The following is a 25,045-nucleotide window of genomic DNA, read 5'->3' as shown; positions in this document are numbered from 1 at the left end:
GGTGTGGTGCGGTCGATACCGAACCGAGTCCCAGTAGTTACTTTGAGACAGTCTTCTCTCACTTTCAGAGAGACGGATCGCTCAGCACCGTGGTCATAGTTGTTAGGGCCACGTATCTGAAAGCAGCGCCGTCAAGAAAACTGCCGTTCCCAGAGCACCGAACACCAGCCCAGTAGTCGGATAGGGAAAGACTCCTTCGAAGAGTACGACCAGAAACAGGCCGACGAGAGGCAACTGCACGCCAAGAAGCTCCGCCTCTCTCTTCTCCATATCGCTTCGTCTCTACCAGCCGATAGAAAATGGTGTGTAGTTCGATAGATGAAATGTTCAGATAAAATGAAAATGAGAACGACTAACTAGGAACGTTGCGACGTGGGAGGTACAGATGCCAGAGCCAGTCATCGCGTCGGTTGGGGCTTCAACGCTCGGCCGCACAGACCTTCCGGGCCGGGACCTGTTCTCGGTCGCCCTTGCAGAGGCGTTCGACGAATTACCCGATCCCGCCGACATCGTCGAGGCGGTGTACGTCGGCAACCAGTCGGAGACCTACGAACACCAGATTATGCAGGGAACGCTGCTGGCCGAGTGGGCCGGCCTCCGTCACGTCCCCGCAGAGCGTGTCGAAGGGTGTGCCGCCGCGGGTGCGCTCGCGCTGCGTCATGCAGTCAAGGACGTCCGCAACGGTGAACACGAGGCAGTACTCGCGTGTGGCGTCGAGAAGATGACGTCCGCAGGCACCAGCGGCGCGACGGACGCACTCTCGGCGGCGTTCGACCGCGCCATCGAGCAACGTTCTGGCATCACCGCACCCAGCCAATACGCACTGCTCGCCCAGCGGTACCTCCACGAGACCGACGCCACGGAACGTGATCTTGCCGAGATCGCAGTGAAGAACCACGGCAACGCGGCTCGCAATCCCCGGGCGCAGTTCCCGAAAGAAATCGACGTGGCGACCGTGCTGGAATCGGACCCCGTCGCTCCGCCGCTGAAGCTCTACGACTGTGCGCCGGTCGGGGACGGTGCCGCCGCCGTTCTTGTGACGACCGCCGAGATGGCGGCAGATCTCGACCAGCCACAGGTGCGCGTCGCGGGCAGCGGGGCCTCCGCGAACAACATCGCGGTCGCCGAGCGGGACATGACCGACATCGCGGGCGCCCGCATTGCTGCCGAGACGGCCTACGAAGAAGCAGGCATCGACGCCGAGGCCGTCGACATCGCGGAGGTCCACGACGCATTCACCGTCTGTGAGGCGCTCCTCGCGGAAGCGGCTGGCTTCGCTCCCACAGGAACGGGCTATCAGAGCTACCAGCCGCCAGCGGAGCGGGCTGACGGCTGGACGGACGTGCAGTTGAGCCCGAGCGGCGGACTGAAGGCCCGCGGTCATCCCATCGGTGCGACCGGACTCTTGCAGGCGCTCGAAGCCTACGAACAACTCACAGGTGCCGCAGGCGACCGGGCAGTCGAGGATGCCGAGACAGCCCTGTTGCTCAACGAGGGGGGCGTCGCGGATGCGGTTACCGTTGGCCACGTCCTCACGACGGCGGAGGCACAATGACTGACGGCGACCTCGACGCCAGCGGAAGCACAATGTCTGACAGCGACCTCGATGCGACCGATCCGCGGACACTACCGGGGTTTTTTGATGCGCTCGCCGATGGTGAACTCTTGGGCGGGGTTTGTGTGGACTGTGGACAGGTCCTGTTGCCGCCGCGACCGGCCTGCTACGCCTGTGGTAGCCGCGCCGTCGACGTCGAACCGCAGTCTCCCGAGGGCCAAATCTTCTCGTACACGGAGGTCCACACGCCGCCGCCGGCGTTCGCAGCGGACGCGCCCTACACGGTTGCCGTCGTGGAACTCGCGGACGGTGGCCGCCTGCTTGGGCGAGTCACCGCCGACTATGCCGATGTTACTATCGGCGACGCGGTCGAACTCACGGTACGAGAGCCGACGGCCACAGAGCGTGAGGTCGCACTCGACTACGAGAGCGACTGGCCAGTCCACGTCTTCGAACCGCGGTGAGGGACGGGCCGACTCTCTGACTCGACTGGGAGTTGTGGATGACCTGGCCTAGCGACTGTAACAGAATGGGTGCACACCCCCACCCCACTGCTTCCGCTGTTAGGAGATAAATAGACGGCACCACCCCCATGGGAGGGGGTGCTTTGCTATTTTGTGATAACGGTCTGCGGGTATCGTTTTCCGCCGATATACTTGAAGTTATTCACTAGCTCTAGAAATGTTGAGGCTGTGATCTGGATAGGTCACCACCAACTTTCAGTGCTAACAGCGGAAGCAGTGGGGTGGGGGTAGGGGTCGAGAAAGGGGTATTCCAAGATACTCGATCTATTCAGACTGGAGAAATAGCGTGCTCCCGCAGCCTATGTCCGCTCTTATCGAACTAACAGCGGAAGCAGTGGGGTGGGTGTGTCGACCTACCGGTGAAATCCCACTAAATCTCGCTGTCTAACCACTTGAGGTTACTCGATCTTGTCCATCGAGGAGGGCCTTTCTCTGCTACCGTGCTAACAGCGGAAGTGGTGGGGTAGGGGGAGTAGGAGGGTCACTATCCCATTTCTCATCTAACAGCGGAACCGGTGGGGTGGGGGTGTGGTCAGTCAGGTGTTCCCTCCCATCTAACAGCGGAAGTGACGGGGTCGTTCATTTATATACTCAACCGAACAGCGGAAGCAGCGGAACCAAAGGTTAAGACACTCCGTGTTGCAACTACACACAAATGAGCGATATTACGTTTTCGCCCACCTCCACAATATTCGAACAACGCGAGGCACTACTCGAAGAGTGGACCCCTGAGGAGCTCGTCGGACGTGACGAGGAACTCCAGCAGTATCACGCTGCTCTGCAGCCAGTCATCAACAACGAAACCCCGTCGAACATCTTTCTGTACGGGAAAAGCGGTGTCGGGAAGACTGCTGCCACTCGATACCTTCTCTCCGCTCTGGAACGCGATGCAGCAGATGTCGACGGACTGGACCTCAGTACGGTCGAAGTCAACTGCGATGGACTCAATTCGAGCTATCAGGCCGCGGTCGCAATCGTCAACACACTTCGTGACCCAGCGAATCAAATCTCAAACACCGGATATCCACAGGCTTCGGTGTATCAATTCCTCTTCGACGCACTCGATGATCTGGGCGGAACGGTACTCATCGTTCTCGACGAAGTCGATCACATCGAGGACGATTCGCTGCTGTACAAGCTTCCCCGCGCCAGATCGAACGGTGATATCTCCGAAGCGAAACTGGGCGTCATCGGCATCTCAAACGATCTCGACTTTCGCAACCAACTGTCCTCGAAAGTCCGGTCGAGTCTCTGTGAAAAGGAAGTGTCCTTCTCGGCGTACAACGCCAACGAGCTGCAACTCGTTCTGAAACAGCGTGAGGCCGTCGCGTTTCAGGACGATGTCCTCGATGACGGTGTCATAGAAATGTGTGCTGCGTACGGCGCGAAAGACTCCGGGGATGCCCGCCAGGCGCTTGACCTCCTGCTTGAGGCCGGAGACCTTGCTCGGGAGTACGACGATGAACTCGTAACGGAACATCACGTGCGCGAAGCCCGGCAACGGCTTCAAACCGACCAAGTCGTTGAAGGTATCCGTAACTACTCCGATCACGGCCAACTCGTTCTCTATGCGCTCACCGGGCTCGCCGAAGACGACGACACCCCGGCCCGGACACGAGACATTCTGGGCGCGTATCAGGAGTTAGCACGTGATGAGGGACTGGACCCGGTTTCAGAGCGTTCGGTCCGTGACTATCTCGGTGAACTCACACAACTCGGCATTGTGTCCTCAGCGGAGTACAACCGAGGGAAAGGCGGTGGCAAGTACAAGGAATTCGAGTTAGAGCAATCCATCAGCTCGATCAAAACAGGGCTGTCAGAACTCCTGAAAAAAAGCCCGTAACCCCACTGGTTCCGCTGTTAGCCACCCCACTGGTTCCGCTGTTAGACGGAGAGCAAAAATAGACTATCGACGCAATTCCGGACCGCGAACGACAAGCCACTGAAAGCTAACGAATGCGGGGCCTGTCCGGTATCGATGACGTGCTCTGACTGTCGTCACCACTGAGCGGTTCGTCCCGACGTGTTTTATCGAATCGTTGCGTACGATGGTGCGAACTCGTTTTGGTCCAGCTATTAACACTCTCTCGACACTAGTGGTCCGTACGTTTCAGTTCACACAGGGGGCGATTCGAGCGACAAACTGTGCCCGGGATGTACGGGTCAGTGAAACGGTGGACTGACGACGGTACATATATGCCATTGGGACAAGAGGTTGCTAAGAACATCAGCAAAACAACTGAGGGCAGGTAATGTCGAGCCACTACATCACGTCAGCAGACCATCTCCCCGAGGAAGCACAGACAGAAACTACACTACAGATCACGGATGCCCAAACGAAACGCATTTTCGAGGCACGCGTTCGGATTGCCAAAGACCCCGATGCACTCACTGACCCGGAACCGTTAACAATCGTCGCTGGGCCACACGAGAGCGTCAGCGAGACCAGATACGTCGAATTGCTCGACGAGACTGATACGACCGGTCTCGATCAGGAGCTGGTGACCCATCTGGCGGCCGAACAGGAGACGGCGTCGAACATCCTCAACACTCGGTCCGACGATCTGAAGGTTCTCTTGCAGTATCTCGTCGAGACTGGCGAGTACGAGTCAACGTCTGATGCGCTCCGCGAGATCGCGTTCGACCACCTCGCCACAGAACGACCGGCCCTGCTTGACGCCTACGCGGAGGTCCGCCGCGAACTCGACGACGACCCACTGAGGCGTGTCCTCGAAAAACAGGAGTGACAGATGTCAGTTAATTCGCTCCGCGAGTACCTCGATTTGCTCGACACGACCGGCTGGCTCCGGACTTTTGACCAGCCGGTGTCGTGGGACCTCGAAGCAAGTGCAGCGACGATGCTTGCCAATATCCGTGACGGCCCGATTCCGGTGTTCGAGTCCATCGCGGGGCTAGAGACGGAGTCGAAACTGGTTGGCGATCCGTACCGCGGCCCCCAGACGCGCCCCTGGAATCACTTCGCCCGCGCGCTGGGACTCCCAGCTGGCCTTTCGGGCCGTGCGTACTACGACCGAGTGATCGATCGCCTCAACGCGCCGCAAGCGCCCCGAACTGTCGCGAGCAACGAGGCCCCCTGCAAAGAAACAGTGCAGACGGGGAACGGGGTCGACCTCCTGTCGTTCCCGTGGCCATATATCCACGAGGGCGACGGGGGACGGTACTCGAACCACCACACCATCGTCGCACCGGACCCCGACACGGAGTGGGGGACTTGGTCGAGCCATCGCATGATGATCCACGACAGTTCCCGGGCTAGTCTGCTGTTACTGGCTGGTGAGCAGGTTCCCAACCGCTACTACTACGACTACGAGCCACGTGGCGAACCGATGCCAGTTGCGGTCGTTATCGGTTCGGAACCCACTGTCGAGTGTACTGCGGATATGTGGATTCCGACAGGCCGGAGCGAAGCGGCCTTCGCGGGCGGCCTGAAAAACGCGCCCGTGGATCTCGTCCAGTGCGAAACCAATGACCTGTACGTCCCGGCGACAGCCGAGCTAGTTCTCGAAGGGCACGTTCGGCCGGACGACCGGCTGGATGAGGGACCGTTCGGCGACTACTTCGGATATATGAACGGTCCGCGACGCTCCATGCCGGTGTTCGAGGTCGATGCGATCACCCACCGCAACGAACCGCGGATACCGTTTTGTGTCGAGGGGAGCGGTGTCGGATACGGGCAGAACTCGACCAGTACGCTTCGGCTCGTCGCAGCCGGTCCCGACGCGACTGTCGGACTCCGGGCTGCTGGATTCGACGTTGCGATGGCGGTCCCGTGGCGGTTCACCTCTCGCACTGTCTGGGTCATCGCGACGGATCGACCGTATCCAGGCTATCTCCACGAACTGGCGAACTTTATTTTCACGACGTGGGGAATGCTCCACATCGACTTCTTCGTATTTGTCGACGCTGCTGTCGACCCGCTCGATCCGCGGGCAGTGTTGACGGCCATCGCACTTGAGGCCGATCCGGACGCTGACTTCCACCAGTTCGGCGTCGAGCGGATGCCGAAAGTCCCGCTCAACATCTACCAGACGCCCGATGAGAAGGGCAGTGCGGACGTAGGGACTTCGAAGGCGAAGACGGCCAAAGCCTACATTGACGCAACGACCGACGGTGACGCGGCGGAGATGGCGGCGACCCCAGAAACACGGAAGCGAGCGCAGGAACGGCTGGTCGAAGCGGGACTAACCGCTGCGCGGTTCGACCGGCCCGACGAGCGGGAGGAACAGTCACAGTGATACCGTTCACGCAGTACGTCCGCGGACTGGCCGGTGACGACGACCTCGTCCGACTCGACGGCCCGTTTGAGGTCCCGGTGGACGTGCTTGCAGCGGAGGCGCTCCGTGCGAGTGGGCCGGCACTTCGATTCCAGCGATCAGCCGGCAGTGACCTAGTTAGCGGTGTGTTCAGCGGCCCGGACCAGACCCAGCAGCGCGAGGCTAGACCGTGGTCGCGGCTGTCGCTCGGGCTCGGACTCGATCCGGAAGCCACGCTCGTTGAGCTACTAGAGACGATCAGCACTCTCGGCCCGGTCGGCGAGAATCCGGAACCGACGTACACAGGTCAGGCGGCCTCGGGGACAGATATCGACGCACAGGACCTGCAGTTCCCGCAGGGCGAAACCGATACGTGGCCCGCAGTGACGCTCGGCGTCGCCTCGGTCTCGACCGCTGACGGTACACACTGGGCACCGGTTCACGGCTCGGTCGTGGGTGGCGACACGCTCAGAGTGCGGGTTCCGGACCCTCTGTCGTCGCTTGTCGGTGAAGGGACGACGATGGCGATAGCGCTCGGCGTGCCACCGGCGGCGATCACGACGGCATACCTGCTCGCTGTCACCGAGCAAACTGCCACGCCGATCCAGTCCTGTGGGGTGGCCGGAACCATCCCGCTCGTCCCGACCAACGGCGGACTCGTCCCGAGTGCGACGGAGGTCGTCATGGAGACGACGGTCGTGGACCGCCAGCCGGACTTCCGCTCCGACCGTCGAGAGGGCTGGGAGTACGTCGTCGAGAGCGGCCCGCTCTCGCTGTCGGTCGAGCGCGTCCGCACTACTGAAAACCCAGTCATCCCCATCTCTCCCGTCGGTCGTCCACTCGCGGATGGCACCCGTCTCACGGGGCTCGCGACCGCCGCAGCGCTCTATCATCGGCTCAACAACTACTGGGGCATCTCGCCAGTCGAATGGATTATGTTGCCGGCAGAAGCTGAACTCGGGATCTGTTTCGTGGCGAGTGACGTGCTCTATGGCGGCTTCGAGTGGCAACTCGCGAACATCCTCTTTTCGTTCTCGTCGCTTTTCGACACAGTCGTTATCGTCGACGAAGACGTTCCGCCAGAGGACTTCGGCCGCGTTCTGGCTGATATCTGGCTGAAATCCCATCCGGCCCGCGACTGGACGTTCAGCGAACCGGATGCACCGGCGGCGACACGCCCTCACTATCGACGAGACAACGCGACCGGCTCGCGCCTGTACGTGAATGCGGCGTGGGACCCACGCTGGAAGGAAACCTACATCGCGCCGCGAGTCACGTTCGAGAATTCGTTCCCGAACGACGTCCGCGACGTAGCTCGTGTCCTGTGGGACGAACTCGCCACCGCTCCCGGAGAGACGACTGCAAACGAATCGTCCGATTAAATATGTCTCTCACATGTATATATCTTCAAATATGTTGTAATCAGTTCTGTTTTCGCCTTACCGTGTCCAAATAATACCTACGTAAGAAATAGAAATAAAATACATACAATATATTTTTTGCAAAAAATAACCGATACAGTTATACCAGAATCCGGTATTCCGAGCGGTGTATGGTCACCAGCCACAACCTCCCGGATTACGACACAGCGCGGAACGAGTTCTCCTGGGACGATATCTACGCGGCAGCGGACTGGGACGCACCGAACGACCTGAACATCGGGCACGAAGTCGCCGACAGACACGCGACCGACCGGGGACAGGTCGCACTCTATCAGGTCGGGACCGACGGAGAGCTGTCGAAAATGACGTTCTGGGAGCTTGCCGACCGCTCAAGCCAGTTTGCTAACGTCCTCGACGACCTTGGGGTTGCACAGGGTGACCGGGTCTTCTCGTACATGCCGCGCATCCCCGAGCACTACGTGGCGCTGGTCGGGACGCTCAAACACGGCGCTGTCTGGGGGAGCGTCAACGAGCGGTTCGGTCCCGACGGCATCTCGTACCGTCTGGACGACTGCGACGCAAAGGTCGTCGTCACCACGACCGACAATCGCGACACGGTCGAAGACGCACTGGACGATGCGCCCGCGGTCGAACACGTGATTACCGTTGACCGCGGGGGCGGCGCACCCGCCGGTGACGTGGTCTTCAATACCGCGCTGGACGGTGCGAGCACGGCGTACGAGGCCGCCGAGACCAGCGGGGAAGATGACGCACTGCTGTACTACACTTCGGGAACGACCGGGCTGGCCAAGGGTGTCCTCCACAAACAGCGCTGGATCGCCGGTGTCGCGGCAACACAGAAGTACGCCGTGGATCTTCAGGACGGCGACCTGTACTGGTCGACCGGCGACCTCGGCTGGCTGACCGGGGCAATCAACACGCTCGGTGCCTGGTTCTGGGGAGCGTCGCTGTTCACGTACGAGGGTGAGTTCGATACCGACGAGTGGGCCGCCCTGCTCGACGAATACCCGATCAGCGTCCTGTTCTCAGTCCCGACGGCGTACCGGATGCTTCGGGAGAACGAGGAGGTCCTTGCCGATGTCGACCTCGATCTGCGTCATGCCCTCTCCATCGGCGAACCGCTCAGCGCCGGCGTCGTCGAGTGGGGAGAGGACGAACTCGGCGTCACGATTCTGGACACGTACGGACAGACCGAGACTGGGAACATGATTATCAACAACTATCCCACGATGGAACTCCGGCCCGGATCGATGGGGAAACCACTCCCCGGAATCGAGGCCGATATCGTCGACCCACAGAGCGGTGCGGTTCTGGAACCCGGCGAAACGGGAGAGATCGCACAGCGGGGCGACTACCCGTGTTTCTTCGCCGAATTCTGGAACAAGCCCGAGAAGACCCAGCGGGCGTTCATCGACGGGCCAGACGGGAAATGGTATCTCTCGGGCGACCTGGCACACAAAGACGAGGACGGCTATTTCTGGTTCGAGGGCCGGGCAGACGACGTGATCCTCTCCTCGGGCTACCGCATCGGGCCGTTTGAGGTCGAAAGTTCGCTGGGCGAGCATGAAGCGGTCGCCGAGGCGGCCGTCGTTCCCAAGCCACACGAAGCGCGGGGCAACATCGTCAAGGCCTACGTTGTGCCGAGCGAGGACGCGGAGCCATCTGAGCCCCTCAAAGAAGACATCCAGAGCTACGTGAAAGAAGAGCTCTCAGCACACGAGTACCCACGCGAAATCGAGTTCCGCGAGGAACTGCCAAAGACCGTGACCGGGAAGATCCGCCGAACCGAACTTCACGACGACGCCGAAGCAGAAGCTGAAGTCGAATCCTGACATAGGGTATCAAGCAGTACGAGTGCCAACGCAGACACAACCACCAATGAATTTCGAAGCTACAGAGGAACGTTCGATGATCCGGTCGACCGCAGCGGACGTGGCGGCCGAGTACGGACCGGAGTACTGGCGCGAGAAAGAAGAAGCAGGCGAGTTCGGAGCGGAGTTCTGGGACGAACTGGCCGCAGCCGGCTTCCACGGCCTGCTGGTCCCACAGGAGTACGAAGGGGCCGATATGGGGATACAGGAGATGGGGCTGGTCATGGAGACGCTCTGTGCCGAAGGCTGTGGCATGGCGGGCACCTGGTATCTGGTGCTCACCGCCGGTATGGCCGCTGTCGGTATCAGGGACCACGGAACCGAAGCACAGAAACGGACCTATCTGCCAGACATCGCCAATGGGAAGCGAAACTTCTCTATCGGTATCACGGAGCCCGAAGCCGGGACGAACACGCTGAATGTTGCGACCCGTGCCGAGAAAGACGGTGACGAGTACGTGCTGAACGGGAACAAGGCCTGGATTACCTTCGCAGACCGGGCTGACAACATGATCCTCGTCACGCGCACGACCCCACGTGACGAGGTAGAGCGCGGGACCGACGGGATAAGCCTGTTTATCGTCGATATGGACGACTCCGACATCGACGTGTCGCCGATCCCCAAACACGGTATCAACTATTCGAAGTCCTGCGAGGTCTTTATCGAGGACGTTCGGGTCCCCGAGGAGAACCTCCTGGGCGAGGAAGACGACGGCTGGTGGACTCTGGTCGATATGCTGAATCCGGAACGCATCGGCTTTGCGGCCGCCGGGACCGGTATCGGCAAGCTAGCCGCCGACACTGCTATCGAGTACGCCAGCGACCGAGAGGTGTTCGATGCGCCTATCGGGACCCATCAGGCGGTCTCGTTCCCGATCACCAAGGCGTACGCCCGTATGGAAACGGCGGCACTCATGCGCGAGAAGGCGTCCTGGCTCTACGATCAGGGCAAGGAATGTGGATACGAGACAAACGTCGCGAAGGCGACGGCCGTCAGTGCCGGTATCGAAGCGGTCAAGCAATCGATGCAGGCGTTTGGCGGCTGGGGCTACGCGAAGGAGTACGACGTCGAGCGGTGGTGGCGTGAAATCAACCTAACGCGGCTAGCCCCGGTCTCCCAGCAGATGGCGTACAACCATATCGGGCAGCACCTCGGCTTCCCCAGATCCTACTAATGTTCGAAAAAGTCCTTGTCGCAAACCGTGGCGAAATCGCGGTTCGTGTGATGGCTGCGTGTGAAGAGCTGGGTATCGAGACGGTCGCCGTCTACAGCGACGCCGACCGCAACGCCGGCCACGTCGAGTACGCCGACGAAACATACAACGTCGGCCCGGCACCTGCAAGCGAGTCGTATCTCGACCAGACAGCGATCCTCGATGTCGCTGAGCGGGCCGGGGTCGACGCGATCCACCCGGGGTACGGCTTCCTCGCCGAAAACGCCGAGTTCGCTGGCCGCGTCGAGGCTACCGACGGCATCACGTGGGTCGGTCCGCCAAGCGACGCGATGGAGACGCTGGGTGAAAAGACGAAAGCCCGAACAGTGATGCAGGAGGCTGGCGTCCCAGTCGTCCCCGGTACGACGGATCTGGTCGACGAGCCGGAGGAAGTACGCGAACTGGGTGCAGAGTACGGCTACCCAATCGCAATAAAAGCCGAAGGTGGCGGTGGTGGTCGCGGCATGAAGATCGTCCGGAGCGAGGCCGAAGTTGCGGAGGCGCTCAAAAGCGCGAAGCGCGAGGGCGAAGCCTACTTCGGCAACGATTCGGTGTACGTCGAGAAGTACCTCGAAGCGCCAAAACACGTCGAAGTACAGGTGCTTGCGGACGAACACGGCAATGTCCGCCACCTCGGGGAGCGCGATTGCTCGCTGCAACGTCGCCACCAGAAAGTCGTCGAGGAAGCCCCGAGTCCGGCGCTCGATGCCGAACTACGTACGGAGATCGGCGAAGCCGCACGACGCGGTGTCAGTGAAGCCGGGTACACGAACGCCGGCACGGTGGAGTTCCTCGTTGAAGACGGGGAATTCTATTTCATGGAGGTGAACACCCGAATCCAGGTCGAACACACCGTCACCGAAGCAGTGACCGGGATCGACATCGTTCGCTGGCAGCTCCGGGTCGCCGCAGGCGAGCAACTGGACTTCACACAGGACGACGTGTCGATAGACGGCCACGCCGTCGAGTACCGGATCAACGCGGAGAACCCGGCCGAAGACTTCGCGCCGACGCCGGGACCGCTGACGACGTACGCGCCGCCAAGCAGTATCGGTGTCCGGCTCGACCACGCGGTCTCTCAGGGCGACGAGATCGGGGGCGACTACGACTCGATGATCGCGAAGCTCATCGTCGCCGGTGAGGACCGGGAGCACTGTCTGGACCGATCGCGGCGTGCTCTCAACCACTTTACCGTCGAGGGAGTCCATACGACGATTCCGTTCCATCGGTTGATGCTGGACGACGACACCTTCGCCGCCGGGACCCACACGACGAAATACCTCGATCAGGAACTCCCCGACGATGCCTTCGATGCGGCTGTCGAGCGATGGGGGACTGACGAGATTGGCGGCGACGCCTCGTCGGCATCGACGGAGGAAATCGCTGTCGAAGTCGATGGGAAGCGCTTCGATGTCGTCGTTACGGACGGACTGCCCCGCGTCTCCCGTGATGGAAACGCCACTGGCGGCTCCGGCAGTGGCGCTGCAGTCGGCAACTCGTCCGGTGGCGGTACCGCGGACGTGACCACGTCGGGTGCGATCACGGCCGAGATGCAGGGAACGATTCTCTCGACCGAAGTCACGCCCGGCGACGATATCGCTGCGGGCGATGTCGTCTGCGTGCTGGAGGCGATGAAAATGGAAAACGACGTGGTGGCGTCCACGGGCGGAACCGTTGCGTCCGTCCCGATCGCGGAGGGCGACTCCGTAGACATGGGTGACACTCTGGTTGTACTGGAGGAGTAAGTATGCAAGTCAGAATTTCAGACGGCGCGACCGAATCTGAAGCACAGGCTATCGCCGAGGCGCTGGCGACACACTTCGAGGACGACATTACTATTGTCGTCGACAGCGGCGAAGCGGTCGGCAGTGCCACGTACGACGGCGATCGACGGGACGAATCCACGGAACCGATCGACGACGACCTCGGTCCGACCGAACGCGAGGAGTCCCTGCGCGAGGAGATCGAAGACATCCTCGAAGGCGGGCCGGAAAAGTACAAAAAGCAGTTGCCCGAGGAGGGAAAGCTGTTCGTCCGGGACCGTATCGACCTGTGGTTCGGCGACGACTTCCTGTTTGAGGACGGGAAGTTTGCGGAGTTCGACGCCGACGACCAGCTTCCGGCCGACGGGCTCATCACGGGGGCCGCGGAGTTCGAGGGCCGTGACCTGCATTTCATGGCCAACGATTACACGGTCAAACGCGGCAGCATGGCCGCGAAGGGCGTCGAGAAGTTCCTCCGGATGCAACAGCGGGCACTGAAAACCGGGCGACCAGTGCTGTACCTGATGGACTCCTCGGGGGGCCGTATCGACCAGCAGACGGGCTTTTTCGCCAACCGCGAAGGGATCGGGAAGTTCTACTACAACCACTCGATGCTATCTGGGCGGGTCCCACAGATCTGTGTGCTGTACGGTCCCTGTATCGCCGGCGCGGCCTACACGCCAGTCTTCGCGGACTTCACCGTCATGGTTCGGGATATGAGCGCCATGGCGATCGCCAGCCCCCGGATGGTCGAAATGGTCACCGGCGAAGAGATTAGTCTCGAAGAGCTCGGTGGCCCTGACGTACACGCACAGCACTCCGGGAGTGCGGACCTCATCGCCGACGACGAGGAACACGCCCGCGAACTCGTCGCGAAACTCATCGGCTATCTGCCCGACAACGCCGACGAGGACCCACCGCAGACCAGCGGGACGGCCCCGAAGCGCTCGCCGGAGGGTATCGATTCCGTCGTCCCAGAGAAGCCCAACAAGGGCTACGACATGTTCGACGTGATCGAGCGGGTCGTCGACGCCGGATCGACGCTCGAACTCCGGCCCGAGTACGGCAAGGAGATCATCACGTCGTTTGCCCGGATCGACGGCCGCCCGGTTGGGGTCATCGCCAACCAGCCAGCCCAGCGCGCGGGTGCCATCTTCCCGGACGCGGCGGAGAAAGCCGCCCAGTTCATCTGGACCTGTGACGCCTACAACATCCCGCTACTGTATCTCTGTGATACGCCTGGGTTCATGGCCGGGTCAGGTGTCGAGAAGGAGGGCATCCTCGAACAGGGCAAGAAGATGATATACGCCACGTCCTCGGCGACAGTGCCCAAGCAGTCCGTCGTTGTCAGGAAAGCCTACGGCGCGGGCATTTACGCGATGTCCGGTCCCGCGTACGACCCCGAGTCGACGATCGGCCTTCCGAGCGGGGAAATCGCGATCATGGGTCCTGAAGCGGCTATCAACGCCGTCTACGCCCGCAAGCTCTCCGAAATCGATGACGAGGACGAACGGCAGCAAAAGGAGCAAGAACTCCGTGAGGCCTATCGCGAGGATATCGACATTCATCGAATGGCCAGCGAAGTCGTCGTCGACGACATCGTCCCGCCGAGCGACCTCAGAACGGAACTGGTGAACCGGTTTGCGTTCTACGAGACCGTCGAGAAAGACCTCCCGGACAAGAAACACGGAACCATCCTCTGAGCTATGACAGGACTATACTACGAAGAGTTCGAGGTCGGCGAGACCATCGAACACGAGAAGCGCCGCACGATCAGCGAGCGCGACAATCAGCAGTTCTGCGATATGACGATGAACCAGCAACCGTTGCATCTCGACGCCGAGTTCGCGGCCGAGACGGAGTTCGGCGAGCGTCTGGTCAACGGGCTCTACACGATGAGTTTAGCTGTCGGACTGACCATCCCGGAGACGACCGATGGCACTATCGTCGCGAACCTCTCCTACGACAACGTCGAGCATCCCAATCCGGTGTTTCACGGGGATACGATCCGCGTACAATCGACCGTGACCGACAAACGCGAGACCAGCGACGGTGACCGCGGGGTCGTCACGATGCACGTCGAGGTGTTCAAACTCACAGATTCGGACGACGTCCTCGTGTGTGAGTTCGACCGCACCGTGTTGTCGCTGAAACGTGATACCGCCGAGTGACGCCGGGACTGCTTGACTGACGAAGTCGAGATTCCAGTCCTCTATTCTGGAACACCGATGACCCATCGCCATCGTTGCTCGAACGTCCCGTCGAGAGCGCTGAGGAGTTCGCGGGCTTGTCGCACTCGTGTTTCCGTATCGAGCTTCGGATAGAGCCGTGCGGCCATCGCGGGAATCGCGTGAAACAGCCGAATGTTTTCGGCAGTCGTCGAAAAATTCCAGGTCCCTGTCGTCGTCGAGAACTCACCAGCGATGGCGTCTTCGACAGCTGATGTGCCAGTCGGGGAGCGTGACTCGCGCTCGAACTGTTCGAATACCTCTGTGCCGTCAGGCCGGAACCAGCCAAGTGGTGCGACGGCCCCGACCACGCCGTCCGCGCGGAGCACTCTGGCGGCTTCTCGTACTGCAGTCGCTGGCTCAGGGACCAGAAAGAGGGAGGCAGTAAACGCGACGCCGTCGACCGACCGATCGCTGAGCGGCAGGTGGTCGAAATCGGCTTGCATTCGGGCCGTGGACTCGATTTCCCGCAGCATCTCGCGACTGATGTCGAGCGCAATAGTATCCGCTGCCGTCTCGGCGAAAACGCGCGTGCTCACGCCAGTTCCTGCGCCCGCATCGAGTACTGTCCCGAGTCCGCTGTCAGTACGAGCGTTCATCTCAGCGGCGAGCAGACGAGCGAGCGAGGTGAACCGATTGGTCCGCCGCTCGTAGGTCGCGTAGGCGTCGACGCTGGCATCGAAGTTCTGCCGGACGACGGCTTTCATACACGACAGCACAGTCAGGACTCGGATAGATGTTGCCGTTGCCTACCGCTTACCAGCCTCGCCAGCGCGCTCGAGGACACGCTCTGCCTGTGTAATAAGCGGTGCATCGATCATCTCTCCGTCGACCTCGAAAACCCCAGCATCTGTCTCGTGGGCGGCTGTGACGACGCGTTCGGCCCATGCTATCTTTTCATCACTGGGCGTAAATGCGTCGTTGATGACCGCGACCTGATCCGGGTGGATCGCCATCTTCCCGTCGTACCCGAGTTGGGAAGCGAACTCAGTCGCCTCGCGGAGGCCGTCCAGATCGCCGTAGTCGGGGTAGATCGTGTCGATTGCGTCGATTCCCGCGGCGCTGGCCGCGACGACGACCCGCTGGCGTGCGTAGAGTACCTCCCGCCCCTCGCTGGTCCGACTGGCACCGATGTCGGCCGCGAGGTCCTCGGCCCCAAAGAGGAGCGCATCAGTGGAATCAGCGGCTGCAATCTCAGCCGCGTTGAGGACGCCAGCGGCTGATTCGACCAGCGCAAGCACCGGGAGATCCGCGCTGTATTCATCGAGGAGCCGTTCCAGTGCTGAGATGTCGTCGGCGGAACTGGCCTTCGGGAGCATCACACTGTCGGGACTGGTGTCTGTCAGTATCGCGGCAAGATCGGCTGTGGCGCTAACGCCCACGGGATTGATACGAACGCAGACGTGACTGTCCGAACTGACAGTCGAGAGCATTGATTGAACGGATTGACGTGCCTGCTCTTTATCGGCCGGTGCGACCGCATCTTCGAGGTCGAAGACGACGACATCAGCGTCGCCGTCGGCTGCTTTCCGCATCAACTCCGCGTTGTCACCCGGCGCAAACAGAACACTGCGACGAACCATAGTTGTGCCTTCACCCCCCAGCAGTAAGATGGTAGGGGATTACCGCCTGGCCATATCCGGAGTGACCGTGCGCCGGTGACTCGGCCGCCTGTCGCAGTCAGAATCACCGGTGTCTCCAATCATCTATCGGTGCCATGACTACCCGGTCACTTCGACGGGGCTGCTGTACAGCACAAACAGCATGGATTTTTATGACACTGGGTAAAATCTCTCTCTGTGACAACTGACCTCCCTGGTGTCGCCGACAAACAACTGTTCGACACGCACGCGCATCAGCCGACCAGTGAGTTCCTCCACGACGCCGGCGGCGAAATGATGCAAGACGCCGCCGATCGGTTCGGCACTGATCTGGAGACGTGGGACTACGAAGAGATGCTCGAGGAGTACTACGAGGCGGGTGTCGGTGGCGCTGTCCTGCTTGGCTGGGACGCGGAGACGAACACCGGGAACCCACCTGTCCCGAACGACTACGTCGCCGAGGTCCGGGACCAGTATCCCGATTTCTTCGTTGGGTTCGGGAGCGTCGACCCACTGAAAGACGACTGCGTACAGGAGGCGATCCGGTGCGTCGAGGATCTGGATCTCTCAGGGTTCAAGTTCCAGCAGATCGCACAGGGCTTTGACCCCTCCGCAGAACGCCACGACCACCTGTGGAGTACCATCGAGGATCTCGGCGTTCCCGTTGTCTTCCACGGCGGGAACTCGACACTGGGTGCCTGCAGCGCCGGCGGCCGTGGCCTAAAAATCAAGTACGGCAACCCGATGCTCATCGACGACGTGGCAGCCGCCCATCCGGACCTCGACATCCTCATCGCCCATCCCGCCTTCCCGTGGGAGAAAGAGCAGCTTGCGATCTGCCAGCAGAAAGGCAACGTGTACATGGATCTCTCCGGGTGGGTACCGAAGTATATCGACGATCAGGTGCTCCACTACGCCGGCACAGTCCTCAAAGACAAGGTGATGTTCGGCACCGATTATCCGATGATAGACCCCGACACGTGGCTCGAATCGTTCGCTCGCGACACTGACTTTGATACGGACGTCCAGCGGAAGATTCTGTTCGAAAACGCGCAGGACTTTTTCGACCTCTAGTCGAAGTCCGGGGTTCGGCCGTCCAGAAACGCCTCGACACCACGCGAATGAGCTGGCGTACCGTACGCCAGTGACTGAATGCGTGCTTCTCGACGCAGCCCGGTTTCTAGGGGTTGGCCAATGTTGTCGTGGATCGCTTCCTTCGCCAGCCCGAGGTTCTCCGTCGGCTGTGCCTGAAGCGTTTCGAGCAAGTCGGCCGTCCGCGCATCGAGTTCGGCCGGTTCGACAGCCTCGTTGATCAGATCCATGTCGGCGGCGCTCTCGGCGTCGATCAGCTTCCCGGTGAACGCGAGCTCTTTCGTTTTCCTGAGCCCGATCAGCCGTGGGAGGATGGCGGTTGCGCCCATGTCCGGGACGAGGCCGACGTTGATGAACGATGCACCGAATCGCGCGGATCTGGCGGCGTACGCGAAATCGGCGACCGCTACGAGTGAGAGCCCGGCACCGACCGCGTCGCCGTTGACTTTCGCCACGACAGGAACCGGGGCTGAGAGGATATTGCTGGCCACTCGGCCCAGCGTCGACTGGACTCGCTCGTAGGCTTCGGTCGTTGTCTCCTCGCGCTTGCTCATCGCCTCGATATCCCCGCCAGCACTGAACGAATCACCGTCGCCGGTGAGGAGGACGGCGTCGTGCGTTGCTGGGTCGAGGTCGTCGAGCGCATCGGCTAACTCAGTTGCGACCGCCGCGGTCATCGCGTTTTTTATATCGGGACGATCGAATACAATCCGTCGAACAGCGCCGTCTTCAACGCGCATGGTCGTACTCAGACGCGCGGGTACTTTACTGTCCGTCGTCGCCCAGACAGGTGTCGCGGTTACGCTCCAACGCCTCCCGGATGACTCTCGCCGCTACTCTCCACCATCACCCGGGCGGCCGTCGCCAACGCCGCCGAACAGCTGTGTGAACAGTGAGTGCTGTGCGCGGTGGAGTCGTTCGAGGAAGGCGGATTTGCTGATACCGAGTTCCGCAGCAACTTCGCTCGCAGTCGTCTGTCGCGGGACGACAAAGTAGCCCATCTCGACTGCGTACCGGAGACTCTCCGCCTGTGCCGGGGTCAGGTCCCACTGCTGTGCGATAGACGCGTCTTCTGTTGCACGCAGTGCGTACACCCGCTGTAGCTTCACGCCGACGGTTTCACCGGCCGTCTCCATGACAGTCTGGAGAATTTCGTGGCCTACTACAGCACCAGTCAAGATCGCGTTCCCGTCCCGATACGTCAGCGATTCCACCATGAACCCCGCGCTAATGAGTTTGTGCACGACACACTGCTGGAGCGACAGACACCGGTAGTTGTACCGACCGTCGGTAACTGACTGGTAGAGATAGCGGATCCGGTCGTCACTATCGAGGTAGTCGATAAGATCGTCACTTGCCTGTGCACTGAACCGAAGCAACACGTTACGGTCATCGCGGAGGAGTGGCGGAGCCGCCTCGATTGGTGTCCCAGTGGCACTGCTCGCATCCGCCAGTGGGCAGTCGTCGCCCTCGATGCGAAACTCGACCATGAGACACTCCTCTATCATTGCCTCGTGTATATGCCGACGTGTATATAAAACCCGTCTATATAGGGGCAAATTAGTAATAACATTCCTCACGATTTTTGGGATAGATATGAACGTCGACGAAGTCAAAGACTGTGCTGGACCCCGGGAATTCAGCCCGAAAGACGACCTTCCCGAGGAGTATCGGAAGGCAGCCACGCGGATGCTCGAGTTCCACGCCAACAGCGAGATCATGGGGGCGTACCTCGAACGGCCCTTCATCAGAAAAGCGCCGAGCATCGAGCGAAAGATGGCCTTCAGCGCGAAGGTGCAGGACGAAATCGGTCACGGGCAGATGCTCTACCGTGCGGCGGAATCGCTCGGGATCAAGACCCGCGAAGAGATGCTCGACGATCTGGCAAACGGGGACGGGAAGTTCCTGAACTGCTTCCATTACCCGATGGAGAGCTACGTCGAGACGCCGATGATCGCCTTCTTCGTCGACGGGGCGGCGATGCGCCGCCAGGCGACGCTGAAAAAGTCCAGCTGGGAGCCATACGCCCACGCGATGGACAAGATCTGCTTCGAAGAGGGGATGCACGTCAAGCACGGTGAGTCGATCCTCCGCGAACTGATGAACGGCTCCCGGAGGGAACAGCGCATGACTCAGGAGGCCTTCGAGGAGTGGTGGCCCCGAATCCTGCAGTTCTTCGGCCCAACCGACGACCAGAGCACCCATCACGACTTCGCCGCGGAAGTCGGGCTGAAGACGTGTACGAACGACGAGCTTCGGAACGCGTTCCTCAACACGTACATCCCGAAGGCGAAAAAGTACGGGCTGGAGATGCCCGATGAGCCACGCATCCGGGACAACGGTGACGGGACCTACGAGGTCGTCGAGGACGACCTCGACTGGGACGAGTTCTTCACCGTCTCGCAGAACGAATACGACGGCAGTATCGAGCAGATCTCCGGTCGGCGGCAGGCTCAGGAAGCGGTTCAGTGGGTCCGGGACATGATGGACGACCAGACGACGACGAACAGCGGCCCGCAGACACAGGCAGCGGACTGAGAACGATGATCTGGGAAGTATTCCGACAACAGAGTCCGGACGCGGATTTCGTTCACTGCCGGGACGTCCACGCACCCGACCGAGAGATGGCGAAGCAGTTCTCGGTCATCCAGCACGGACGACGGAAGCCAACCCATGCACTCTGGGTTGCCCCGCAGGAGAAAATCACGCAGGTCGATCCCGACGCAGAGCGCCGTGACGAGACTGGAAACGGTCCCCAGAAACCGTGGGCCGTCTTCCGGCAGGACCAGCCCGGCGGGTATCACACGCACTGCGGTGATGTCGAAGCTGCCAGCACCGCCGGCGCAGAACAGGCGGCGATTGCAGCGTTCACTGACGACGACCCCAACAGTCTCTGGGTCGTCCAGCACCAGTACATCGGCGAAGTCACCGAGGACGACGTGAGCTTCGGTGGGACGACCAACAAGTCCTACCGGTTCGCACAGACGTACAACGTCAACCCGGCTGCTGAGGAGGTCGAAGCCTCCGAGTCCGAACAGATAGAAGCCGAGAAACAGCGAGGTGAGATATAATGGCAACAACGGAATCCGACCTCGGCGGTCCAACAGACCTTTCGGAGAAAGAACAGCGCGCAGTCGAGGCACAACTGCTTCGTCTCGCCGACGATGAGCTGATTCAGGCCGAACGCTACACGTTCTGGCAGGTGCGTGCGCCGACACTGGAATCGGACCTCTCGATTTCGAACAACGCACAGGACGAACTGGGCCACGCACGACTGTGGTACGATGCGGTACAGCAACTCGGTTACTCCGAGGAATCGCTCATTTACGAGAGCGACCCTAGCGACTTCCAGCACAGTACGCTCGTCGAGCTACCGTTTGCGGAAGGTGACTGGGCCGATGCTATCGTCAGAGCGTACCTCTACGACGTTGCTGAAGACATCCGCCTCTCTGCGCTCGAGGACTCATCGTACGAGATCATCCGGAACAGAACGAGTCGCATCCAGGGCGAGGAAGGCTACCATCTCGAACACGCCGAGAGCTGGCTGGACCGGATGGCTCTGGACGAGGAGGCCAGCGAACGCGTCCAGGCGGCTATCGATGAACTCTATCCGTACGCCCTCACGCTGTTCGAGCCCGTCGGCGACGTGGAGGCCGACATCGACCGGCTGGGCATCCGGACGATGACTCTCGACGAGATGCGCACCGAGTGGGAGACTCGCGTCGAATCGTTCCTGACCGAACTGGGATTCGACGTACCGACCGATGCCGCTCCCGCAACGCCGGCAGGCCGGGACAACGAACATACCGACCACTGGCATGACCTGCACGAACAAATGACTTCGAGCTACCGGAATCTGGGACGCGACGAAGCGACGCTGATAATGGCGGACGACGATGAGTAGTGACTACGACCGGCCACGGGCAGACGCTGATGCCACCGCGTGCTCGTACACTGACTACGAGACCAAAGACCACGCGGCGGACGACGTGCCAGCCACGGGCGAAGACGCCGAGGGCATCGAACGCGACGTGTGGGCGGCCCTGTATCAGGTCGAGGACCCGGAGATGCCGGTCAGCATCGTCGATCTGGGCCTCATATACGGCCTCGACGTGTCCGACGGCCAAGCCACGGTTGACATGACGCTCACTTACAGCGGCTGTCCGGCGCGCGAGATCATCCTCGATGAGGTCGAGGAGGCCGCCGAGAGTGTCGACGGAATCGAGACCGCGTCGGTCCGACTGGTCTGGGCCCCGGACTGGTCGATTGATCTGGTCACCGAACAGGGCAAAGAAGCACTGCGGGACTTCGGAATGAGTTTCGACGGATGAGCGAACCGGACCCCAGTGTCACGACCAGCGGCGAACAGACGGGCGCGGAGTGCCCGTACTGTGGTTCGACCGACACAGAGCGGAAACACCCACGCGGCCCGTCACGGTGTCAGTCGATCCATTACTGCAACGAGTGTCTGCAGCAGTTCAAGAAGTTCGAGTAAGCAGTTATTACTCTCTTTTTTGCGTCGTAGTTTCATAGTGTGACACAGATCGGTGGTGCCATTGATGGCACTTGACTGGCGGCGTGACCACGACGCGTCAGCGGGAGCTTCAGCCGAGGTTTATATGGACGTTTTTCACTTCTGTGTAGCTCTCGATGGCCTGCTCGCCTTGTGCGCGGCCGTGGCCGCTCTGTTTCGTCCCACCAAAGGGAGTCTGTGGCCAGGTGTTGGGCGTCTCGTTGACCATCACCATCCCGTAGTCCAAGCTATCTGTGACGGTGTGGGCGCGAGTCAGATCGGTCGTCCAGACACAGGCGGTGAGGCCGAACGGCGAGTCGTTCGCGACCTCGATGGCCTCCTCTTCATCGCTAACTTCGATTGCAGTAAGCACGGGACCGAAGATCTCCTCCTGTGCAATCGTCATCTCGTTGTCCACGTCGGCAAAGACAGTCGGCTCGACGAAATGACCGGTATCTCTGTCCGCGGGAACGCCACCGCCGGCCACAACAGTCGCTCCCTCCTCCTTGCCGGTCTCGATGTAGTCGAGAATCTCCTGTTGCCGGCCCGCACTGACGACTGGCCCCATCTGACCATCGTCGTCGATGCCGCCGCCGAGTGGGATGTTCTCGGCGATCTCAGCCATTCGGGAGACCATCTCGTCGTAGACGTCTTCGTGGACGACGATGCGCGAGTTCGCCCAGCACATCTGCCCGGCGTTCATGAAGATTCCGTACTGGATGCCGCGGGCGGCGGCATCGAGGTCAGCGTCGGGGAACACGACTGCTGGCCCTTTCCCGCCGAGTTCGAGCGTTACGTCGGCGACCGCATCGGCAGCACTGCGCTGAACCGTCTTTCCGACACCTGTACTCCCGGTGAAGGTGACGTGATCGACGCCCTCGTGTCCGGTGAGTGCGTCGCCGGCCTCGGACCCCTTCCCGGGAACGACGTTGACGACGCCGTCCGGAAGGCCCGCTTCTTCGGCGGCTTTCGCGTAGTACAGCGCCGACAGCGGCGTCATAGCGGACGGTTTGAGGATGACGCTGTTCCCCGCCGCCAGCGCCGGTGCCAGGCCGCGGCCGGCGAGCTGGAAGGGATAGTTCCACGGCGCGATGTGTGCGGTCACACCGACCGGCTCACGAGTGGTGTAGTTGAGCCGGCCGTTCTCGACAGGAATCTCGTCACCGCGGATCTTGTCCGTCCAGCCGGCGTAATGGCGGAACGTATCGGTGACCATGTCGATTTCCAGCCCGGCTTCGAACGGCGTTTTCCCGTTGTCGTGGGATTCAACCATGGAGAGTTCGTCTTTCATCTCTTCGATGGCGTCGGCCATCGCATGGATCTTTTCCCGGCGCGTTCCGGGGTCCATCGTCGCCCACTCGGAACCCTCTGCGACGGCCGCCTGTGCCGCCTGCACCGCGTCATCGATATCGGACGCCTCGGCCTTCTGTACCGACGCATAGGTACGTTCAGTTGCCGGGTCCTCCGTCTCAATGCTGTCGCCGTTGGTCGCTTCTCGCCATTCTCCACCGATATACAGGTCTGTCGGGCCGGTGTACTCCATTGCAATAACAGAGGGAGTGCGCGGCGTCTTAGTTGTTATTATTGATTATTAATGTCTGAGCGACGAGAGCGCTATATAGGGGTTTCAAGTCGCAAAATTGCGGTACTATCCGCTACCGATGCATCGCTTTCGGACGCGTCAGTGGACTCACTCGCGCTTCTTGATCAGGAACTTCATGTCGCCTTCGAAGACGACGGTCCCGTCCTGATTTTCCATTTCGGTGTCGAGGACGACCAATCCGGCGTCGTCACGTCCGACCTCCTTGGTGTTGTCAACGACGATTTCCAACTGGAGCGTGTCGCCGATGTGGACCGGGTTCGGGAGGTCCATGTAGTTCATCCCGAGGAACGCGAATGCCGTCCGCTCGACGATACCGGTCCGGTAGACGAAGCCGGTCGCCTGGACGAACGTCATTGGTCCGTGTGCGATCCGCTCACCGAACTCCTGCTCTTCCGCGTATTCCTTGTTCGTATGCAGCTCTGTCCAGTCTCCCGACAGGGCAGAGTGCATAACAAAATCCGACTCAGTAACCGTCCGGCCGACACTGATAAACTCCTGTCCCTCTTCGAAGTCTTCGAAGTGGTGTGGCTCGTAGCTGTATGCCATATTTTTTCATCTAATAGCAGCCATTTATATTTTTACGCTCCGCTGACGGTAGTGTTTAGTTTGGAGCATTGTGCCAGCGAGCGAAACTCTGCAACCAATTTTCGGCTGTTTCTGGTGTGACCTGAGCTAAACAATTTGAGAACGACAAGGTTCATTGTCTGAGTTCTCGAAAAACTCGCTCAACGGCGTTCCAATCTCCGTGGTGATATCTCTGAAATCGGAGGCCGTCTCGCTGACGGCGTCATTGGTGTTCGGATGTCCGCTCGCGCTCCACAAAATCCGAATTAATCCACTTTACACCACCGCTGGTGTGGGCGCTCTCCCGCTTCACCTCACTAGTCCCGACGGTGGAAGCCGTCGCCGTTCTGCGAGTCACCAGACCCATCTTGTTGAGTTCGGTTCTTTTCGGCTACGTCCGCGAACCGTTCAGTAAAAGAAGGAACGTCGTCGTGGGACTTGATCTCGTCGTACGACATCCAGTGAACACCTGCGACTTCGTCTTTCGCACGAGGGTGGGCATCGCCTCCTGCATACTCACAAAGCATCACAATATTAATGCAGCTCGTGTTATCCTCAGTTTCGAACGTATTGCTGTGCAGATACTGGATATCGCCGATAGTAACTCCGACCTCTTCATGAATCTCGCGCGAGACCGTATTTTCGATGGCATTCTGACTCCCTGGCTCTGCTTCAAGTTTCCCTCCAGGAAACGCTAACGCACCGCTTGCATGCTCTTCGTCTGCCCCTCTTTCTATCAACAAATATTTATTATCATTCACAACGATTCCATCAATGTTTACAACGTATGAATACTCTTTCATCGACATGTAACTATTTTCTGACACATAAAAAACTCTCG

General features: G+C 60.4%; 24 protein-coding genes and 3 pseudogenes. 18 read left to right on the top strand and 9 right to left on the bottom strand.

Annotated features, from left to right (window positions below):
- Positions 1-102: 102 nt before the first annotated feature.
- Positions 103-270, bottom strand: a complete 168-nt coding sequence (locus C443_RS21555) for a hypothetical protein (protein WP_160163373.1) — start codon at positions 268-270, stop codon at positions 103-105.
- 115 nt (positions 271-385) lie between these two features.
- Between C443_RS21555 and C443_RS20175 the strand changes: the two genes are divergently transcribed.
- From C443_RS20175 to C443_RS20125, 11 genes are all read left to right on the top strand, one after another.
- Positions 386-1,555, top strand: a complete 1,170-nt coding sequence (locus tag C443_RS20175; RefSeq protein ID WP_005538782.1) for a thiolase C-terminal domain-containing protein — start codon at positions 386-388, stop codon at positions 1,553-1,555.
- A gap of 32 nt (positions 1,556-1,587) precedes the next feature.
- Positions 1,588-2,019 (top strand): Zn-ribbon domain-containing OB-fold protein, encoded by a 432-nt coding sequence (locus tag C443_RS20170; RefSeq protein ID WP_049944183.1) that lies wholly within the window; start codon positions 1,588-1,590, stop codon positions 2,017-2,019.
- A gap of 715 nt (positions 2,020-2,734) precedes the next feature.
- Complete coding sequence (locus C443_RS20165) at positions 2,735-3,922, top strand: orc1/cdc6 family replication initiation protein (RefSeq protein WP_005538780.1); 1,188 nt, start codon at positions 2,735-2,737, stop codon at positions 3,920-3,922.
- 409 nt (positions 3,923-4,331) lie between these two features.
- Positions 4,332-4,826 carry a hypothetical protein gene (locus C443_RS20160; RefSeq protein WP_005538779.1) on the top strand — a complete coding sequence of 165 codons (495 nt, stop codon included), beginning with the start codon at positions 4,332-4,334 and terminating at the stop codon, positions 4,824-4,826.
- 3 nt (positions 4,827-4,829) lie between these two features.
- Positions 4,830-6,335, top strand: a complete 1,506-nt coding sequence (locus C443_RS20155) for a UbiD family decarboxylase (RefSeq protein WP_005538778.1) — start codon at positions 4,830-4,832, stop codon at positions 6,333-6,335.
- Positions 6,332-7,735: a UbiD family decarboxylase domain-containing protein gene (locus C443_RS20150; protein ID WP_005538777.1), complete on the top strand. Its 1,404-nt coding sequence runs from the start codon at positions 6,332-6,334 to the stop codon at positions 7,733-7,735. The genes C443_RS20155 and C443_RS20150 overlap by 4 nt, the downstream gene beginning before the upstream one ends.
- Before the next feature lie 170 nt (positions 7,736-7,905).
- Positions 7,906-9,588 (top strand): acyl-CoA synthetase, encoded by a 1,683-nt coding sequence (locus C443_RS20145; protein WP_005538776.1) that lies wholly within the window; start codon positions 7,906-7,908, stop codon positions 9,586-9,588.
- Positions 9,589-9,634: 46 nt separating this feature from the next.
- Positions 9,635-10,801, top strand: coding sequence for an acyl-CoA dehydrogenase family protein (locus C443_RS20140; protein WP_005538775.1), 1,167 nt, complete (start codon positions 9,635-9,637; stop codon positions 10,799-10,801).
- Positions 10,801-12,585: an acetyl/propionyl/methylcrotonyl-CoA carboxylase subunit alpha gene (locus tag C443_RS20135; RefSeq protein ID WP_005538774.1), complete on the top strand. Its 1,785-nt coding sequence runs from the start codon at positions 10,801-10,803 to the stop codon at positions 12,583-12,585. The genes C443_RS20140 and C443_RS20135 overlap by 1 nt, the downstream gene beginning before the upstream one ends.
- A 2-nt stretch (positions 12,586-12,587) precedes the next feature.
- On the top strand, positions 12,588-14,306 hold the full coding sequence (locus tag C443_RS20130) for an acyl-CoA carboxylase subunit beta (protein WP_005538773.1): 1,719 nt from the start codon (positions 12,588-12,590) through the stop codon (positions 14,304-14,306).
- 3 nt (positions 14,307-14,309) lie between these two features.
- The gene (locus tag C443_RS20125) at positions 14,310-14,774 is read left to right on the top strand and encodes a MaoC family dehydratase (protein ID WP_005538772.1); all 465 of its coding nucleotides are present in this window, start codon (positions 14,310-14,312) and stop codon (positions 14,772-14,774) included.
- A gap of 41 nt (positions 14,775-14,815) precedes the next feature.
- On the opposite strand, the gene C443_RS20120 is transcribed toward C443_RS20125, so the two are convergent.
- Positions 14,816-15,538 carry a class I SAM-dependent methyltransferase gene (locus tag C443_RS20120; RefSeq protein WP_005538771.1) on the bottom strand — a complete coding sequence of 241 codons (723 nt, stop codon included), beginning with the start codon at positions 15,536-15,538 and terminating at the stop codon, positions 14,816-14,818.
- A gap of 42 nt (positions 15,539-15,580) precedes the next feature.
- Complete coding sequence (locus C443_RS20115) at positions 15,581-16,414, bottom strand: HpcH/HpaI aldolase/citrate lyase family protein (protein ID WP_005538770.1); 834 nt, start codon at positions 16,412-16,414, stop codon at positions 15,581-15,583.
- 216 nt (positions 16,415-16,630) lie between these two features.
- On the opposite strand from C443_RS20115, the gene C443_RS20110 reads away from it, so the two are divergent.
- Positions 16,631-17,506, top strand: coding sequence for an amidohydrolase family protein (locus tag C443_RS20110; RefSeq protein WP_005538769.1), 876 nt, complete (start codon positions 16,631-16,633; stop codon positions 17,504-17,506).
- Here the strand turns inward: C443_RS20110 and C443_RS20105 are convergent.
- Together C443_RS20105 and C443_RS20100 are read right to left on the bottom strand one after the other, a co-directional pair.
- A complete protein-coding gene (locus tag C443_RS20105; RefSeq protein WP_005538767.1) occupies positions 17,503-18,264 on the bottom strand; it encodes an enoyl-CoA hydratase/isomerase family protein in 762 nt (253 codons plus the stop codon). The two genes, C443_RS20110 and C443_RS20105, sit on opposite strands and share 4 nt — an antisense overlap.
- A 93-nt stretch (positions 18,265-18,357) precedes the next feature.
- The gene (locus tag C443_RS20100) at positions 18,358-19,014 is read right to left on the bottom strand and encodes a helix-turn-helix domain-containing protein (protein ID WP_005538765.1); all 657 of its coding nucleotides are present in this window, start codon (positions 19,012-19,014) and stop codon (positions 18,358-18,360) included.
- Positions 19,015-19,120: 106 nt separating this feature from the next.
- On the opposite strand from C443_RS20100, the gene paaA reads away from it, so the two are divergent.
- From paaA to paaE, 6 genes and pseudogenes are all read left to right on the top strand, one after another.
- Positions 19,121-20,062 carry a 1,2-phenylacetyl-CoA epoxidase subunit PaaA gene (gene paaA, locus C443_RS20095; RefSeq protein WP_005538763.1) on the top strand — a complete coding sequence of 314 codons (942 nt, stop codon included), beginning with the start codon at positions 19,121-19,123 and terminating at the stop codon, positions 20,060-20,062.
- A gap of 5 nt (positions 20,063-20,067) precedes the next feature.
- Positions 20,068-20,241 (top strand): annotated as a pseudogene (locus C443_RS22435) (PacF protein); the annotation flags it as partial.
- Between the two features lie 54 nt (positions 20,242-20,295).
- Positions 20,296-20,595: pseudogene (locus tag C443_RS22430) on the top strand (PacF protein); the annotation flags it as partial.
- Positions 20,595-21,428, top strand: coding sequence for a 1,2-phenylacetyl-CoA epoxidase subunit PaaC (gene paaC / locus C443_RS20085; RefSeq protein ID WP_005538759.1), 834 nt, complete (start codon positions 20,595-20,597; stop codon positions 21,426-21,428). The pseudogene C443_RS22430 and the gene paaC, both read left to right, overlap by 1 nt.
- Positions 21,421-21,855, top strand: coding sequence for a 1,2-phenylacetyl-CoA epoxidase subunit PaaD (gene paaD, locus C443_RS20080; RefSeq protein ID WP_005538757.1), 435 nt, complete (start codon positions 21,421-21,423; stop codon positions 21,853-21,855). The genes paaC and paaD overlap by 8 nt, the downstream gene beginning before the upstream one ends.
- On the top strand, positions 21,852-22,019 hold the full coding sequence (gene paaE / locus C443_RS21885; protein ID WP_004594293.1) for a 1,2-phenylacetyl-CoA epoxidase subunit PaaE: 168 nt from the start codon (positions 21,852-21,854) through the stop codon (positions 22,017-22,019). The genes paaD and paaE overlap by 4 nt, the downstream gene beginning before the upstream one ends.
- Positions 22,020-22,128: 109 nt before the next feature.
- On the opposite strand, the gene C443_RS20075 is transcribed toward paaE, so the two are convergent.
- The 4 genes and pseudogenes from C443_RS20075 to C443_RS20065 all read right to left on the bottom strand — a co-directional run bounded on the left by C443_RS20075 (position 22,129) and on the right by C443_RS20065 (position 25,007).
- Complete coding sequence (locus C443_RS20075) at positions 22,129-23,580, bottom strand: aldehyde dehydrogenase family protein (protein ID WP_005538753.1); 1,452 nt, start codon at positions 23,578-23,580, stop codon at positions 22,129-22,131.
- A 147-nt stretch (positions 23,581-23,727) separates the two neighbouring features.
- Positions 23,728-24,186, bottom strand: a complete 459-nt coding sequence (locus C443_RS20070) for a MaoC family dehydratase (RefSeq protein ID WP_004594295.1) — start codon at positions 24,184-24,186, stop codon at positions 23,728-23,730.
- A gap of 55 nt (positions 24,187-24,241) precedes the next feature.
- A pseudogene (locus C443_RS22285) lies at positions 24,242-24,421 on the bottom strand (IS6 family transposase); the annotation flags it as partial.
- A 100-nt stretch (positions 24,422-24,521) separates the two neighbouring features.
- Positions 24,522-25,007: an NUDIX hydrolase gene (locus tag C443_RS20065; RefSeq protein ID WP_049944165.1), complete on the bottom strand. Its 486-nt coding sequence runs from the start codon at positions 25,005-25,007 to the stop codon at positions 24,522-24,524.
- Positions 25,008-25,045 lie beyond the last annotated feature (38 nt).

The organism is Haloarcula argentinensis DSM 12282, assembly GCA_000336895.1.
In the GTDB taxonomy this organism is placed as follows: Archaea; Halobacteriota; Halobacteria; order Halobacteriales; family Haloarculaceae; genus Haloarcula; species Haloarcula argentinensis.
This window is presented reverse-complemented; position numbering and strand designations above follow the sequence as displayed.

Bases quoted from the DNA above. Each gene is read 5' to 3' on its own strand.
- C443_RS21555 (WP_160163373.1), bottom strand. From the start codon at position 270: ATGGAGAAGAGAGAGGCGGAGCTTCTTGGCGTGCAGTTGCCTCTCGTC.
- C443_RS20175 (WP_005538782.1), top strand. From the start codon at position 386: ATGCCAGAGCCAGTCATCGCGTCGGTTGGGGCTTCAACGCTCGGCCGC.
- C443_RS20170 (WP_049944183.1), top strand. From the start codon at position 1,588: ATGTCTGACAGCGACCTCGATGCGACCGATCCGCGGACACTACCGGGG.
- C443_RS20165 (WP_005538780.1), top strand. From the start codon at position 2,735: ATGAGCGATATTACGTTTTCGCCCACCTCCACAATATTCGAACAACGC.
- C443_RS20160 (WP_005538779.1), top strand. From the start codon at position 4,332: ATGTCGAGCCACTACATCACGTCAGCAGACCATCTCCCCGAGGAAGCA.
- C443_RS20155 (WP_005538778.1), top strand. From the start codon at position 4,830: ATGTCAGTTAATTCGCTCCGCGAGTACCTCGATTTGCTCGACACGACC.
- C443_RS20145 (WP_005538776.1), top strand. From the start codon at position 7,906: ATGGTCACCAGCCACAACCTCCCGGATTACGACACAGCGCGGAACGAG.
- C443_RS20140 (WP_005538775.1), top strand. From the start codon at position 9,635: ATGAATTTCGAAGCTACAGAGGAACGTTCGATGATCCGGTCGACCGCA.
- C443_RS20135 (WP_005538774.1), top strand. From the start codon at position 10,801: ATGTTCGAAAAAGTCCTTGTCGCAAACCGTGGCGAAATCGCGGTTCGT.
- C443_RS20130 (WP_005538773.1), top strand. From the start codon at position 12,588: ATGCAAGTCAGAATTTCAGACGGCGCGACCGAATCTGAAGCACAGGCT.
- C443_RS20125 (WP_005538772.1), top strand. From the start codon at position 14,310: ATGACAGGACTATACTACGAAGAGTTCGAGGTCGGCGAGACCATCGAA.
- C443_RS20120 (WP_005538771.1), bottom strand. From the start codon at position 15,538: ATGAAAGCCGTCGTCCGGCAGAACTTCGATGCCAGCGTCGACGCCTAC.
- C443_RS20115 (WP_005538770.1), bottom strand. From the start codon at position 16,414: ATGGTTCGTCGCAGTGTTCTGTTTGCGCCGGGTGACAACGCGGAGTTG.
- C443_RS20105 (WP_005538767.1), bottom strand. From the start codon at position 18,264: ATGCGCGTTGAAGACGGCGCTGTTCGACGGATTGTATTCGATCGTCCC.
- C443_RS20100 (WP_005538765.1), bottom strand. From the start codon at position 19,014: ATGGTCGAGTTTCGCATCGAGGGCGACGACTGCCCACTGGCGGATGCG.
- paaA (WP_005538763.1), top strand. From the start codon at position 19,121: ATGAACGTCGACGAAGTCAAAGACTGTGCTGGACCCCGGGAATTCAGC.
- paaC (WP_005538759.1), top strand. From the start codon at position 20,595: ATGGCAACAACGGAATCCGACCTCGGCGGTCCAACAGACCTTTCGGAG.
- paaD (WP_005538757.1), top strand. From the start codon at position 21,421: ATGAGTAGTGACTACGACCGGCCACGGGCAGACGCTGATGCCACCGCG.
- paaE (WP_004594293.1), top strand. From the start codon at position 21,852: ATGAGCGAACCGGACCCCAGTGTCACGACCAGCGGCGAACAGACGGGC.
- C443_RS20075 (WP_005538753.1), bottom strand. From the start codon at position 23,580: ATGGAGTACACCGGCCCGACAGACCTGTATATCGGTGGAGAATGGCGA.
- C443_RS20070 (WP_004594295.1), bottom strand. From the start codon at position 24,186: ATGGCATACAGCTACGAGCCACACCACTTCGAAGACTTCGAAGAGGGA.
- C443_RS20065 (WP_049944165.1), bottom strand. From the start codon at position 25,007: ATGAAAGAGTATTCATACGTTGTAAACATTGATGGAATCGTTGTGAAT.